This is a genomic window from Pelagicoccus mobilis, assembly GCF_016595505.1.
In the GTDB taxonomy this organism is placed as follows: Bacteria; Verrucomicrobiota; Verrucomicrobiia; order Opitutales; family Opitutaceae; genus Pelagicoccus; species Pelagicoccus mobilis.
Genome location: NZ_JAENIL010000053.1, coordinates 1 through 15,475 on the forward strand (window position 1 = coordinate 1; position 15,475 = coordinate 15,475).

Sequence of the window (15,475 nt, forward strand, 5' to 3'; positions counted from 1 at the left end):
CGCGTGACAAGCACGCTCCCACCCATCTCAAATTAAGATTTCTCGTTTAATTAGACAGTCTCATCGTGAATTTCGTGGGCAAATCCATCGTCCTGCTTATTCGCTTCTCAATCAATCTTCACTCGCGGCGCTGCCAATAGCCCTGTCGCTTCCAACAAGGGCGCGTCGCTAAACTCATCGCCCTCCGTTACCCAACAAGTCGGATTATTCCAGTACCGCTTACCCACTGCATCATGCAAAGGCCCAAAGGTGTTTCTCCGACTCAAAACGACTTCTACCTGTGCCAGTTCTCCGGATACAGCCACTTCAAACGGATCCCAGCCAAGCACCACATCATCCACCTTCGCACAAGCACCGCCCACTTCCGGCAATCGCAACCAGCTCACCCCTTTCGGAAGTGGTAAGTCATAACGCACTGCCCCCGAATAAAAGGGAAGACCTTGCCCACAAAGATCGCCAATCTCCAAACGAGCCGGCAGGGCCACCAATCTCCTATCAATCCCGTCCAAATGCACACCGAAATCTCCTAGCAGATAGATCGCCTCCAAATTGCTATTTTCGGTATACCGAGTTTTCAATACGATCTCATTCTTCCCCTCCCTCAGAAACTCCGCAGGGATCCGAATCCGATGAAACGCGATATCGATCCATCGCTCCGTCTGCGAAAGATCCAAAGCCTCTCCATTCACTAAAACGGAAAAGTTCTCCGGTTCCTCGATCGCCAAATCCACTCGACCCGGCAACACCGCCGCCTCGAAACCATACCTCAGTTCAACATCGCACAAATCCCGCACTGGCTCCTGAGCGACAAACCACGGCTGCAGCATCTGCCCGCCGCGACGCATGACGCCATACGCATCACGCACCTTTTGATCGATCTTCAAGATCTCCATCGCTGGAGCCCAGTCTTCACCTTCGAAGCGATACTCCGCAAAATCCAACACGCAAATATTCGACTCCGAAAGGCTGTATTCAAAATCCCCCTCTATAGACTCTGAGAACTCTCGATCATCCAGCAACCTCTGAGCGTCTCCCGAACCATCAGGATTTTCCTCGTTCGCCACCCAAAGCTTCAGCCCGCCAACGGAAAAATCAGTCTCGAACACTTGCCAACCCTCTTCCACACGGGTGCTGACCGTTGCGATTTCCCCCGTTTCACAATCCCATTCGGCAATCGGAAGTTCCGTTTTGATACGCACCATCGCATTCTCGCGACGCTCCTTCCGGTTCACGTTCAATGCAGCGAAAACCAGCCCTCCGTTGACTTCTCTCAATTGGCCAAAAACATCCGAAGCCTCAACCGTCGCCAAAGCAGAAGGAACTGTCGCCAATACGCTCTCCTTCGAGAACTCGACAAACCGATACGCACCCCCGTCAATCGTTGCAGGCAAAGCATCCACATGCGTCGGCCCCGCTCCCGCCACGATGACCTCGCCCCCCGCCGCAACAAATCGATCCAGCAATTTCAGCGTCGACGACCGAATCGTCTCCAAGCCCGAGATTAGCACCTTCGAGTACTTCGCCAAACCGACCTTAAGCATTCCATTCTCAACCTCGCCTTTCTGAGCCAACATCGCTTCGTCTCCATAATCGAAGTCCACCTGCGACTCTAGCAGCCAAGTGAAGAGCGTTTGATAATGCTCTTCCAAACGCTTCACATTTTCATCGATCAGCCCCAATCCTTTCGACCAACCGAGATGGACCTGTGCCCACACGCTTTCGACAGGATTCAGCACCAGTAAATCGCAAACCGGCTCTCCTTGCGCCATCATCAAACCGAAACGAGCGAAGTAGCTCTCCACGTAACCATAATCCTCATACCAGGGAGATTGATGCAAAATGCTCGCCGGGTAATCGCGCTTAGCCTCCCCTCGCATCGTGTACCAAGAAAGGTGATGACAGCGGAAATTGATTCCCAACAGAGCCTGCCAATCCCCGACTGCCTTGTGTCCCGCGAACGGCATCTGCCAGCCCGTACAGCCGTACATCTCCGAAAGCAATTGCGTCTTGCCCACCTGACGAGCCGCCGAAGAAAGCTGCTTCACAATCCAGTAATTGAGGTTCTCCTCGCCTAACACATCCACTCCCGGAGCGCTCATGTGCTCATAGTAACGCATCATCGAACCCGACATCGCAGTCTGAGCCGTCAAGTTGTCCTCGTGCAGAATATGCCCGGTCAAAACCAGATTCCGCTCCTCGCACCACTCCTGGCAGGGCATTGCGAAATTCTCGAGAAACAGCTGCTGAAGCAGCTCGACGAAATGCCACTTCACCGGCGAAATCCGCTGCCCTTCTACCTGCAGAAACAATTCCGGCAACTTCGGTCTCAAATCATAACCAAAACGGGCTTCGAACTCCTCAAACAATTTTGGCGTATAAGGCACAGTCATGTGCCCGTCCTCTCGATACATTGAGAACCCATCCAACAACGCCCCCCGGTGAGGCTCATCCGTAAAGATCCCCTTGATCGATTTCCCCAAACGGTCCCCGCACTTCTCCGCATACTTCTCGTGCGTCGACTGCAAAAACGCCTCCGTTGCGGCCCGATTCATCGTATCGATGTAGGTATAGCCATTATAGAACCCGCACTTGCCTTGCTCCACCACCGAAAATCGAATCGTCTGACTCCCTGATCCCAAGTGCGTACAAACCGAACCGTCCAAGTAGCAAGTAAACTCCGCAATCACATCCTCCCCTTCGCCCGCAGGGTCTATCTCCAACAAAATCGCCTTCTGACGATACTCTGGATTTTTGGATACGATTCCTCCCGCCAATCCGGAAGGCCAACGATCCTCGTCATAGATCCATGCCTCCAAGCCGATGGACTCCGCATAGTCTGCACAGGCATTGATCAGTTCGAACCACTCATCCCCTAAGTACTCGGTCTCCAAGCCCGTCCTCGAGTGCATGAAGAATCCACCCATGCCCATCTCCTTCATCACATCGATCTGATAAAGCAGCTCCTCCTTCTCCAACTTGCCATTCCAACTCCAAAACGGCTTCCCTCGAAACATCACCGAAGGATTTTCCCACTCCTTATAAAAACTATCGTTATCCGAAAATTTCATAACTCACTCCGCTAAATACAAATCTGATTTCAACCACCGATAAAACCGATACACACCGATTCAGTCCCATAGCAGACCCCCACTTCAACGGGCTCCACAGAGCCCTCATCTTATCAAAAATATCAGTGCGATCTGCGTCATCTGCGGTCGATGACTCTTCCCAGAAGCCTATCATCGCTGAATCCCGATTCGAACTCCGCCATCAGTGCACATCAGTGTCATCAGTGGTTTGATGACACACTCAACACCCCGCGGTCCGTCCCCCTCTCTCCGTAGGAAAATAGTCCGGAGCTGGTATCAACGGCAACCTACCCCCCGTGTGCCCGGGCATGTACTTGTCGCTCACCGTATCGCCATCATCGAAAGGATCCTCTGTGCGCTCCAACCAATGCTGAAGTTTCTCCTTCAACTGCGATTGCAAAGCCACGATCGCTTCATTATCCCGATTCGTCCAAGTGATCAAATTGTTCTTCTGCAGCGGATCCGCCTTATCGTCATACAGGAGCCACGGCCCCTCCACCGTTTCCGCATAAGTATGCGTCCGCGTCACCACACCTCGAAAGGCAGGCGTCGGAATGCAGTCCACATCCACCGCGAAGTTAATGAATACCGAATCCGGCGCCGCCGACTCGTCGCCCAGAATCAATGCCGACAAATCATCGCCATGCATCCCCTCCGGAACCTCAGTCCCGGTCATCGAAATCAAGGAGGACGTCAACTCGATCAAACTGATCGGCGCATCACTCACCCGCCCCGCCGGAATATGCCCAGGCCAACGCATCAATAGCGGAATGCCCACTGACTCCCGCCAAGGCTGACTTTTATAATACTGCTCATGGTTCCCTAACATGTCCCCATGGTCCGAGGTAAAGACCACGATCGTATCCTCATAAAGCCCCTGCTCCTTCAAAGTCGCCTCCAATCGCGCCACCTGATCATCCAGCGCCATCACATGGGCATAGTAGCCGGCGATGAAATCCCGCTTCGCCTGCATGACTTCCTCGGGCACATAGATGCTGTTGGTTTCCATGAACTCCACATCCTCCGGCTTGTACCGCTCCAGCAACTCCTCCGGCATCTCACGATAAGGGTCGTGGGGCGTGCCGATCGATACGACCAAGAAAAAAGGATCCTCCCCTTTCGCTTTCTCCTTCATGAAGTCGATCGCCAGATCCGTCTGATAAATCGGCTCGTATCCATCAATAAATACAGGCTTCGGCTCATCGTTGTAGTAGAAGCCTTTCAGGTAGTTGTGGGTGCAATTCGCCACCGCCCAATAATCATCGAAACCTAAACGACGCGGCCCGGGAGGAGTAAAATCCGTACGCGCCCCCCCATCCAAATGCCACTTGCCGATAATCCCGCACTTGTAGCCTTCGGCCGTCAAGGCCCCCGCAAAACTGGGTCCATCATTTTTCACCCGTACTTCATTATTCACTACACCATGGGCAAGCGTGTGCAGTCCGGTAAAGATCGTCCCCCGCGACGGAGCGCAGGAAGGCGTGTTCGCCACCGCATTGGTGAAACGCGTTCCCTCCGAGGCCAATTTATCCAAGTGCGGCGTTTCAATCTTCTCCACGCCCACGCAACCCATGGCGGTCGAACGCATTTGGTCCGTCAGGATATAAAGTATATTCGGTCTTTTCTGTTTATCGCTCATTCTTCGTACTCCGACTGAAACCATTCGGGAAGCGGCTCTTTCATTATCTGAAAAACATTTCCTTCCGCAGGGTAAAACGTACCAAAATTCCTAGCCTTCCCTTTCGGCTTTCCTGGTTCCCATTGAGGATTGGGACGCATGCGTTGCGCTCCTGTTGCATCAAGGTGAGCTTCCAATTTCGCCTGCAAACGTCCTAACCGCTCTGGATACTTAGCCGCCACGTCACGCGACTCCCCCACGTCACGCTCAAGATTGTAGAGCTCATAGCGATCCGGCTCGATCATATGCACCAGTTTCCAATCCCCTTCGATCATTGACGACGACGGCTTCGCCCGATGCGGGAAATGCCAAAACAAACGTCTTTCCTCAGCTTCGTCACTTCCTTTCCAAAGCGGAAGCATACTCCTGCCATCCACATGAGCCTCTGGCATGAGTTCCGCTTGAGCCACTTCCAAAAAGGTCGGAAAATAATCCGAGCTATGCACCGGAAGGTTACACTCGCTACCCTGCGCAACCTTCCCCGGCCACCTCACGATCAACGGCACCCGCGTACCGCCTTCATATAAATCGCCCTTCGCACCACGGAACGGCCTGTTGCTCGTCACCGACCGCAAGCCCCCGTTATCTGAAGTGAAAATCACCACTGTATTCTCCAAAAGCCCGGTCGACTCTAAAGCCTCCATCAACATTCCGATCGATTGATCCAAATGCGAAATCATGCCCGCATATTTCTTGTTTTTCTGAAAACGCCCCGGCGGCACGCTCTCGTAAAGCGCCTCTTCCTCCGGCGGACTCGCCAATGGCACGTGAGGCGTGTGGTGCATCAAACAAAGCAGGAAAGGGCCTTCATTTCCCTTCTCCAAAAATTGAATACTCCGCTCCGTCAGAGCATCCACCCCTTTGTCTCGAGCCTTGTCGCGACCTGAAACGTCGAAGGCCTCATCGAAACCATAATCCCGATGTTTCCCCTCCACGAAGAACTCGTATTCATTTCCCAAGTGCCACTTTCCATAAAGCGCCGTGCGATACCCCTGCTCTCGCAAAGCCTTCGCAAATGTCGGCAATTCCAACGGCAACTCCTTCAAGTGGTCCGGCGGGACCAGTTTCGGATTTTCATACAAGCGATCCCATGGCAAGGCATCCGTTAGTCGCACTCGATGCGGGTAACGCCCCGTCAAAAGAGACGCCCGCGTCGGCGAACAGACATTGCACGCCGCATACGCCTGCGTGAAACGCATTCCGTCGGAGGCCAGAGCATCGAGATGAGGCGTCCGGTAAAAATCGCTCCCATAACAGCCAAGGTCGCTCACCCCAAGGTCATCGGTCACGATGAACAGAATATTCGGGGGCTGTTCAGCAGAAGCGCTAAGAACGCCCGCCGTCATAGCGCACACGAAAAGCAGAGTGTTAAGAACAGATCTCATCGGCTGATACCTTAACTTACGCCTCGTCTGCTCGCGCCTGCAACCGCGTTTGTATCTCACGCACTCTTTCACGACTCAGCGGATAGAACTTGAAAATGAACGCCGCGATCAAAAGACACCCCATCGGGAAGAAACTCAGGAAATAACGGAGCGTCTGCACTGTTTCCGGCGACGCCGTCTCAGCGCCCGCCTCATAGCCTGAGAACGCGAGTAGATAACCAAGAGCAATGCCGATCACAGTAAACGCCAACTTCACCACGAAACCAAAAGCTGAGGCGAACATGCCCTCGCGGCGGTATCCATAGGCGAGCTCGTCCTCGTCGCACACATCCGCGATGAACGCCCCATTCAGCAACCAGCAGCAATTGAGCCCGAAGCCGAACATCACGGCTGTAATCAACTGCAAGTAGGGAATATTTGGATTCACCAAGAACAGATTGAGCAAACTCGCAGCGGCACTGATCGACAGGCCGAACAACAGCACTTTCTTCTTGTCCCAAACCTGAACCAAGTAAGGCACAATGAAGGCGCTCACGAACATGCTCACCGCCAAGGTACTTCCATTCAAGGCCGCTAAAGTAGCTCCCGCATCCTTGTCGCCGTCGTAGACGTAGAAGATATTCACGTAGAGCAAAAGCGGATTCACGAAGAAGTTCCCAGTAATCACCAAAAGGATCATCCCCAAAAGAAACGCAAAACCTCTATTCTTCGAAACCAAACGCACTGATGCCCACAATTTGATTTTCTCCTGCTTTACCGTTTTGCTCACGCGTTCTTTTACCAAAAACGAAACAGGAAGAATCGCTATAACAATGAATATCGCGAAGGCGATTGCAGTATAACGCGCCCCCAACACCTCTGCCTTCACCGAAGCATCGGCCGCTAAGTCGCTGAACAAGGTCAAAGGTGTCTGATACCAACTCACATACTCCTGCTCCAGCAAGCCACGTGCATAATCACCCACTGAAAGAGCTGCTTTATATGCCCAAGGGAGAGTAAATGAAGCGACTGAATTGAATATGCTGCGATACTTCTGCACATGTGCACGCTCGTCATAATCATCCGTCAGTTCATAGCCAAGAGCCGTAAACGGAACCGAGTAAATGGTATACGCAAGATAGAAGAGAATGCAGGAAACAGTCGCGTATCCAAACAATGTCCACTGCTCCAAGTGAGGTGGCACCATGTAGATCATCGCGAATATAATCGCCATCGAAATCCCACCCCAGAAAATGAACGGCCGCCTGCGTCCCCACTTGCTGCGACAGTTGTCCGACATGTTTCCGATAATCGGATCGGAAATCATGTCGAAGAAACGCGGAATCGTCATCGCCCAACCGATCAACTTGGAGTCCAGTCCCAACCCCATGTTGAAGACCGGCAAGAACAGGTTCTTCAAGCCGTTGACCGCCACCTGCTCGCTATAACCTCCGAGCCCCCAGGCGAGCTTCTCCTTCATAGGAGGAACGTTGGCCGCTGGTTTCGGCGTTGTTGTTCTTGGGGTATCCATAAGTTAATTATCTTTTGAGATATCGGTCTTCTCCTTTATGGTCAGCTCACTCGCCGGGATCGTCCAGTCGTTGACTTCCATGGTGGTAGAACCGCCCTTCCAGCCAAACAAGAGCTTTGCAGGCCTCTTTCCTTCCGGAGAGCCCCACTTTACCAATACGCTTCCATCCTCCTCATTTTCGATTTCTACCCTATCCGCACCTTCGAGGACATAAGCATGCGTATCACGTTTTCTACCGTCCTGATCTATTAATTGGATACGGTGCGAACCGCTACGATCCGTCTGTATCTCGCTCTCCTCCAATCGAAGCGTTTCTGGTCGATTGGGCGCTCGCTTCGGACTCGAGCGACGTTTCATCGGGTTCCCTTTGAAGTCTTTGTTAGCGATCGGCAACAAGGCATCGGTACTCTTCAAGTGAGCCTCGATCAAACGGTCCAGTTCCTGAACCTTCTCCGGATAGTATCGCGACAACTCGATCGACTCATACGGATCCTTCTTCAAATTAAAGAGTTCAAAGGCATCGGAAGCCGCATTCATCCCCGCATGATGAAAACGAATCAACTTCCAATCCCCCACCCGTACTGCACTCGACGGTGCGCACATGGCGCCGAAGACATGCGGAAAGTCGGTAAAGATGGGCTGGTGCTCCATCGGCCTTCCTTCAAGCAAAGGTACAATACTTTGACCATCCACGACCTGGCCTGATTTCGGACTCGCACCCGTTACTTCCAGAATCGTCGGATAAAGATCGGTCGTCTGCACCGGAATCGTGCAAGTCGTTGCCGCATCGATCTTCCCAGGCCATAGAGCAATCCACGGTACACGGAACCCACCTTCATATGTATTCGCTTTTCCACCACGAAGCGGACGGTTTGAAGTAATTGTATTCCCATCGATTGCCTTATGGGTCACGCCCCCATTGTCCGAGGTCAGAACAATCAGGGTGTTCTCTTTCAGCTCTCGGTTCTCCGGACGGTCCAGCCAATCCAACAGTATGCCCACGCTATTGTCCATGCTCTCGATCATGGTCGCCATCTCCGGGCAACGCTGATCCGACTCGGGATCCCGCAGCTCGCGATACTTTGGCATCAAATCCTCTTTGGGAATGATCGGCGTGTGCACCGCGTAGTGCCAGAGGTTTAAATAGAAAGGCCGCCCACTCCCCTTCACCGATTCCATCCACCGAATGCTTTCCTCTGCCAAGCGTTTGTTGAGATACTCGCCTTCCGGACCTGGCTCGAGATTCGGAATCCCCGTGCCGGGTTTGCCTCGATCATAGGGCGAGTAGTAATTGGGAGGTCCAGGAAGATGCCCGCCGCCGATCACGTAGTCGAATCCATGATACTGAGCGGAAAAGCGATCATCGTTGCCCGGCGTCAAGTGCCACTTACCGATATGGGCCGTTTGATAGCCCTCATCCTTCAACGCCTCCGCCAAGGTATAGGCTTTCAGCGGCAGGAAACTTTTACTCTGCAGATCACCAGTATACTTCCCCTTGGCAGGTAGCAACGCCTTGGGCTCGGCCACGCTTTTTGGGGTCACGGCGACTGTCATGCGCAAACGTGCCGGGTACTGACCCGTCATGATGCTGGCCCGGGTCGGCGAACAAAGCGGGCTCGCCGCATACGCATCGGTAAAGAGCATGCCCTCCTCCGCCATTCGCGTCATGTTGGGCGTTTGGTAGTACTTCGAGCCGTAAGTGGAGCTATCCGCCCACCCCATATCGTCGATCAAGATCACAATCACGTTCGGCTTGTCCGCAGCCAACAAGCTATTCGCCCAGCAGGCGATCACCACTAGGGCAGATCCAATCAGCGCTCTTTTCATACTCTAGTTCTTTCCCAATTTTCCTGACAGGTACCCCGCCTCCGGGATCAACATGAGAGCTCGGTTGGCTCCCATTGAAAAACGAGCAGGAAGCTTTACCTTGCTAATCTCCCCGGTCGATGGATCCAAAACCTGGATACGCCCCGAAGAGTTCTTCGCTCGATGCCCTTCGACTGTCACCTCCAAGCCCTCTTGCTCCCGATTCACCAGCAAATACACCTGCTCGCCGTTTCGATGGAAACGCCCCACCGTCAGATGTTCCGTACCAGGCGTGAAGCTCAAGTCGAACTCCGTAGAATACGAATTCTCGATAGCTCCCGCCAGCTCGTCCACTGCAATCGCGTCGGCGTCTCGCAGAGCGTTTCGCACCACTGAATCATTACGAGCATACTCCCCTCCACCGGGGACTTGACCGACCCAAATCACCTTTCCTCCAGATGCTTCGAACCGCTCCAACTGATCAGCCACCGCCAAAGGGAGCAACTCAAGATGAGGCATCACCAAAGTATGATAGGCCCCGTAGCCGATCTTCATCCACCCATCTTCGATCTCCGCCTCGGAGACTGCCTCTGGATGAAGGATCATGTATTCGATGTCGCCATCGAGCAAAGCCTTTTCTGTATTGTCCCAATTGTCCTGGCGATTCTGATACAAATCCTTGATGGTCGGCCAAAATTTGTCGGAGGCCAGCAGATCCGCCTGAAACATGGAGATCGGATAATAGAGCCCCACCCCTGCATCTCGCCGCGCACCGCGTAAAACCTGGGTCATACGTCCGGTGTATTCATTGAAGAAACGATACTCTTCCTTCGTGTAGCCTGTCGCCTTGTTTTCGTGGCCATTCGTAAAGGTCTTCTTGCGCGTTGCCTCAAAAGGCAGGTAGGAGGTGAAAATGTTCGCCCCGTGAAAGGACGCCATGTTCACCGAGTTGAGCAAGAGCGGCAAACGCGGCGAAAGTCGGCTTCGCCCATAGCCCCCAATGATCGGGTCCAGCAACATGATCGTATCTCCCCTCTCCTTCCAAACGCCGACTGAGCTGAAGAAGCGCGTCTGCTGATAGGCGAAGTCCCGAAACTCGTCGGGGTTGGGAATAGGAATATCCAATGCCGGCACATCGAACTCCGAAACGAATTTCATCATGTCTCCATAGCCCTGCACATGCATGGAAAGAAACTGGTTCAACAAGTAGTGGCCGCTCGACTTGATGCCCCGCTCGTTACACCACTCGCGAATCTGCACGGCGAAACTCTCCGTCAGCAAATTCGCCACCGCCTGACGATAATGAATCCGCGCTCGACGCGCCTGATCATCGTTCCCCTCGAAGATTGCCGGCAAAACCGAGAAAAGCTCATAACGATGCATCTCCTCAAAGTACTCCGGCAATTCATCCGTCCAAGGCGCACAGGCATAAGGAGCATCATAGCCCCCTTTCCAATGCGTCTGCATTAGGTTCGGTTCATTGCAGTAGAAGCCCTCCACCTGGTTCGCCGGATCGTCGATCTGGGCCAAAATCGGTGCATGCATATTGGCGATGAAGCGGGACATCGCCTCGCGATTCATCAAATCAGGATAACGCCCCGCATGTCCGAACTGCCTCATGGTCGACTGCCCCTGCGTATCCTTGTCGCGTACATAACGGGCAAACACTCTCAACTCCCAAGAGCCTTTTAGGCCTTTGGTCTGCAAGCTCTTCTTCGCAGCCGAAACCCGCCTCCCCTTGTCCAATGCAATCTTCCCTCCCTTCACAGGGTAAAGCGTCGCGTAGACGATATCGTGCAGGTCCTGCGGCAATTCGTAGTCAATCCGTTCAGGCCCATTTCCTGAAACGCTCAGCATGGTCAAGCTCTTGACCTCGAATTCCGGATTCTCCGCAACGACTCGCCCCCCCGCAGATCCGCTCGGATAGCCCCAGTCATCCGCCAACCACACCTTGTAGTCGATCGCTCGAGCCGCATCAACCAAGTCTCCGATCACTGCAGCACCCTTCCCCCCTGTATCGTAAGCCAACTTCCCCGATTCCGGATAAAGCGCTGAGTAAAAGAAGCCCATCACTCCCCCGACGCCATATTGCGGGTACTTCTTCAAAGTCTGCGGCGTCAGCTGGTACTGTGTAATCCTGTATTCATTCGGTGGATTCCTAAAGGTTTCCTTGGAGATATCCAAAGGAGCTCCAGCGGCAATCACCGATGAGAAGCATAGTCCCAGAGCTAGGGCAGTCGAACTTCCAAAACTGAGTTTCATGAAAATGAGAGTAATGAGGTGATGCGAAAATTTAAAAGAGCCCATCGAGGCTCCTAAGACACAGCCTAGCAGCTTTTTGAGCGGATCGCCTCGTTCTGAATGCCATTAACTAGCACATGAGTGCCACGCAACTCAACAACGCAACCGGAAACCCCAAACAAATCCATCGCAGGTCAAGGGAATCTCTACAAAGAACCGCGACCTGGCACCCCAGTGCTAGAACGCGGCACCGAAGCTACGAGTCTCCGATCATCCCCTCGTAAAATGACCGAGACGTGTATCCTGCACCGCAGTCATGGATACAATAAAAGCGGCGCCAAACGAACGTCTGGCACCGCTTTATAACGTACTAATACTAATAGAACTCGAACTCTAAAACTTAAGAGTATTGGTCAATTGGAAGGAACGCGGCGTTTGATAGTTCCAACGCACCACTGTGTCAGACCGATCGCCAGCCGTCATAGCTGGAAGAAGATCATCCTCACCGAGCAGATTGCGGACATTCAACTGGATGCTCCAATCTACCTTGGAATCGAACAGCTTTCTGCCGTAGCGAAGCATCGCGTCCAAGTAGAGCGTACTTCCTCCCTTGTAAGCGTTCGCCGTATCCAAGCCGCCCTCATCATCGAACGGGAATCCTAGGAAACGATCCCCCCTCCAACGAACGGTACCGCCCACTCTCACACCTTTGAACATAGAGTCCTGCTTGAAGGAATAGGAAGTCACTAAGTTGTACGAAGCCAATGGTTGACGCGTATCGGATGAACCATCCAATGTCTGAATACGCTGATAATCCTTTTGGATAGCCTCGAGCAGTCCGCCCAAGGTCCTTACCGCACCCTCTGGATAGGGTTCGCCAGTTGCTGGATCTATCTCGCCGGGCCCGAACTCGCCCTCCGCGAATATTTTATTTTCCGACAAAGGTTCATCGTTCCATTCGGACTTCCATTCGCTTGGTATGAATTCATTATAATACTCATCCATCCGCGGACCTATATTCGAGAGGATGCCTTCCTGCTCGCTGTAGTTGAACATGATGCGCCACTGCTTGGTCGGATTATACACCATTTGGACTTCCACACCCGTGGAGCTGTTCGAAATCGTCGGCGTAAACCACTTCCCTTGGTCGAAGTAGTAAGGCAATGTCATGTATTTATCATCACCGGTCAGATTCGCGATCTCCTCCCATAGGAAGTTCGTTGAAGTATTGAAGGGGTTGGAAACTCCTTGAGCCCCCGCTCGGACATGGCCGGAAGGCAGATTATTCGCGCTCGTGTCGAAAAAGGAAACGGAAGCGGTCAGCTTGTTGTCCATGAGGAAAAGCTTGATTCCATAGTCCTCCCCTTCTCCAGATTGGAACGCGACAGGCTCGCCGAATATATCTAGCACCTGTCCACCTGGCACGAAGTTGTCGGAACGATTGTAGAAAACACCCAACCAATCGAGTGGATGGGCCACCACTCCTGCAGTAGAGGTACTCCCTTCGTAAATGGCGAATGGATCCGTCTCTGTTCCATCTGCGAGATACTTCGCGTCATAGTTTCTCGGATCCGGATAAAGCCAAGTGTCTGGATTTCTATCCGCAATGATTCGGCTGGTGGCATTCCAATTCTCTTGCTCGTCTTTACGCCAACCGAATGTGCCGACGACCTTATCGTTGAGGAGAAACCATTGCAAGGCAGCAACCTTGGACTTGTTAACGCTCAAGCTATTGGTTCCTTGGAAGTCGGCGACCATACCTAGAGTCACACCGCTTTCATCTGCCATGTCAGTCGGAATCGGATCGTCTGCGAAGTAGATCTTCGAAGGGTATCCATACAACTCCGACACTGGATTCGGCGCGGTCATCGTTCCGTCAGCATTGAAATAATGCCTGAGCTTGGCACGGTTTTGAGGGTTGCCGGGCTTTGCGTTGAAGGCACTAGGACCTTTTAAGCCCAAAGTCGTATTCGTTAAAGCGGGCGTCAAGTTATGCAAACCTACAAATTGCAGGAGATGGTCATTGTCCGAACGCTCATATGAAACAGCCGCACGAATACGCCCCAAATGCTTGATGACATTATCACTTTCCGTAAAGTCATAATCATAGGATAAGGAGTACCGCTGATTTTCCCCCGTCTTCTCACTAAATGGCTGATTCCGCACGATGGGGCCATCGATGTAAAAGCGACCAGCATAAGGATTTACGTCACCATTTGGCAAATACACATTGGGATCGACCATCAGATGACTGGAGCGGCTTTCTTCAACCGAATTCCGGTCGTAAGTCTGACTATTTAGAGCCGCCTCGAAATGAAGCCCCTCGAAGAGCTTCTTGTTCAGAATAACCTGAGTATTGTCGAAACTATCCGTGTACCGGCGAGTACCCCCGAGGTAGTTCACATCAAAAGGCATAATACTTTCGTCGAGAAGAGATCTATTCCCTTTGATATCGCCCTCAGCCTGCGTAGGCCTGGCCCCCATGGCCATGCGGCGCCAACTTAGGTTGGGAACGCCGCCATTCGTCACCGAAATGAGCCATCGGTTATTATTCACTGACGTCAGGCCTTCCCCCGCATTGCCAGACGTTGTGACACCAACCGTTTCAACCATCGGACGTCCGGCCTCGATCCATGGCGTCACGCGGTCGAGAATTGGGCTATTCCCTCCGAGACGTTGCGAATCCGTATGCCCTTCTTCGTAATTGAAGTGGAACTCAAGATCATTCAACCAACCATCAACCTTGCCGAAAGGCCGCAAGTTTCCGGCGAAATACGTACGAGCGGAATCTTCCCACTCTGGATCCCTCCAGTACTCTTGGTTGTTTGACATCGCCGCAAAACGAACCGCCAAAACGTCCTCGATCAAGGGCTTGTTCACATCGATGGTAAAGCGCTCGCTCCCTTCGTCGTCGATCCGGTTCGATATCGTCGCAAAAGAGCTTCCACGACGAGCGCGCTTGGAAATTGCATTCGTCACCCCGCCCGGCTGAGCAATGCCAAAGAGGATGGAGTTTGGACCACGGGAGAAGGTCAAACGCTCCGTGCTGTATACGTCTGGCCGATACAGAGTGGGAAAAAAGTCGCGGCTCAATGAACTGTTGGTGAAACCACGAACGCTGTACACGTTCTCGCTACGTGTGCTAGTGCCCTCTAAATCAGTAAGATGCCCGCCCTCATAGGATGAGGTATTGGGAGCATACTCCAGAGCTTCCTCAAAGCTGGTTGCCCCGATGTCCTCGAGAAACTCCTCCGTCATGATTGTGATAGCGGAACCAACATCCTTGAGCTCAGAGCTCATGCGGGTGCCGGCAAGGGTTTGAGTCGCACGGTAGCCCTGATCCTCCGATCCATCTATCGTGAATGGAGAGAGTTCAAAAACTTCTTCTCCGCCTTCTTCGCTCTGAGCAATCAAAGCGGAGGACGAACAGAAAGCGAGCATTGGAACGAGGAAAAGGGCCGCTCCAGGATACCGCGATAAGCGGCTCCCATCCTTGGAATCATTCATAGGTGTCATATTTGCAGTTCTAAGATTCCCCTCTCATTGCACATAGCGAAACAACAAGGACCATTGCCACAAAACGTGGCACGTTATCGCATCGACTTGGTAAGTTCAACTTGGGGTATTTGCTAGGAACAAAACCTTACAATATCACTTTTTTAATGACCATAACTCGAGTGCCAAAAAATAGCACAACCGTGCCAGAGCACTTTCGCACCTACCACTAGCGTCCTACTAAGGACTTATAAGTTAATTTTACAGAATG

Annotated in this window: 7 protein-coding genes; all 7 read right to left on the reverse strand. The window is 52.6% G+C overall.

Annotated features, from left to right (window positions below; all coding sequences use genetic code 11):
- Positions 1-107: 107 nt before the first annotated feature.
- Positions 108-3,068 carry a glycosyl hydrolase gene (locus JIN87_RS22325; protein WP_200357851.1) on the reverse strand — a complete coding sequence of 987 codons (2,961 nt, stop codon included), beginning with the start codon at positions 3,066-3,068 and terminating at the stop codon, positions 108-110.
- A gap of 241 nt (positions 3,069-3,309) precedes the next feature.
- On the reverse strand, positions 3,310-4,728 hold the full coding sequence (locus JIN87_RS22330) for a sulfatase family protein (RefSeq protein WP_200357852.1): 1,419 nt from the start codon (positions 4,726-4,728) through the stop codon (positions 3,310-3,312).
- Complete coding sequence (locus tag JIN87_RS22335; RefSeq protein ID WP_200357853.1) at positions 4,725-6,152, reverse strand: sulfatase; 1,428 nt, start codon at positions 6,150-6,152, stop codon at positions 4,725-4,727. Before JIN87_RS22335 ends, JIN87_RS22330 begins: the two co-directional genes overlap by 4 nt.
- 16 nt (positions 6,153-6,168) lie before the next feature.
- Positions 6,169-7,662 (reverse strand): MFS transporter, encoded by a 1,494-nt coding sequence (locus tag JIN87_RS22340; protein WP_200357854.1) that lies wholly within the window; start codon positions 7,660-7,662, stop codon positions 6,169-6,171.
- Between the two features lie 3 nt (positions 7,663-7,665).
- On the reverse strand, positions 7,666-9,489 hold the full coding sequence (locus JIN87_RS22345) for a sulfatase (protein WP_200357855.1): 1,824 nt from the start codon (positions 9,487-9,489) through the stop codon (positions 7,666-7,668).
- A gap of 3 nt (positions 9,490-9,492) precedes the next feature.
- Positions 9,493-11,730 carry a hypothetical protein gene (locus JIN87_RS22350; RefSeq protein WP_200357856.1) on the reverse strand — a complete coding sequence of 746 codons (2,238 nt, stop codon included), beginning with the start codon at positions 11,728-11,730 and terminating at the stop codon, positions 9,493-9,495.
- A 372-nt stretch (positions 11,731-12,102) separates the two neighbouring features.
- Positions 12,103-15,216 (reverse strand): TonB-dependent receptor plug domain-containing protein, encoded by a 3,114-nt coding sequence (locus JIN87_RS22355; RefSeq protein ID WP_200357857.1) that lies wholly within the window; start codon positions 15,214-15,216, stop codon positions 12,103-12,105.
- Between the last annotated feature and the right edge of the window lie 259 nt (positions 15,217-15,475).

Coding starts and splice junctions, on each gene's coding strand:
- JIN87_RS22325 (WP_200357851.1), bottom strand. CDS start 3,068: ATGAAATTTTCGGATAACGATAGTTTTTATAAGGAGTGGGAAAATCCT.
- JIN87_RS22330 (WP_200357852.1), bottom strand. CDS start 4,728: ATGAGCGATAAACAGAAAAGACCGAATATACTTTATATCCTGACGGAC.
- JIN87_RS22335 (WP_200357853.1), bottom strand. CDS start 6,152: ATGAGATCTGTTCTTAACACTCTGCTTTTCGTGTGCGCTATGACGGCG.
- JIN87_RS22340 (WP_200357854.1), bottom strand. CDS start 7,662: ATGGATACCCCAAGAACAACAACGCCGAAACCAGCGGCCAACGTTCCT.
- JIN87_RS22345 (WP_200357855.1), bottom strand. CDS start 9,489: ATGAAAAGAGCGCTGATTGGATCTGCCCTAGTGGTGATCGCCTGCTGG.
- JIN87_RS22350 (WP_200357856.1), bottom strand. CDS start 11,730: ATGAAACTCAGTTTTGGAAGTTCGACTGCCCTAGCTCTGGGACTATGC.
- JIN87_RS22355 (WP_200357857.1), bottom strand. CDS start 15,216: ATGAATGATTCCAAGGATGGGAGCCGCTTATCGCGGTATCCTGGAGCG.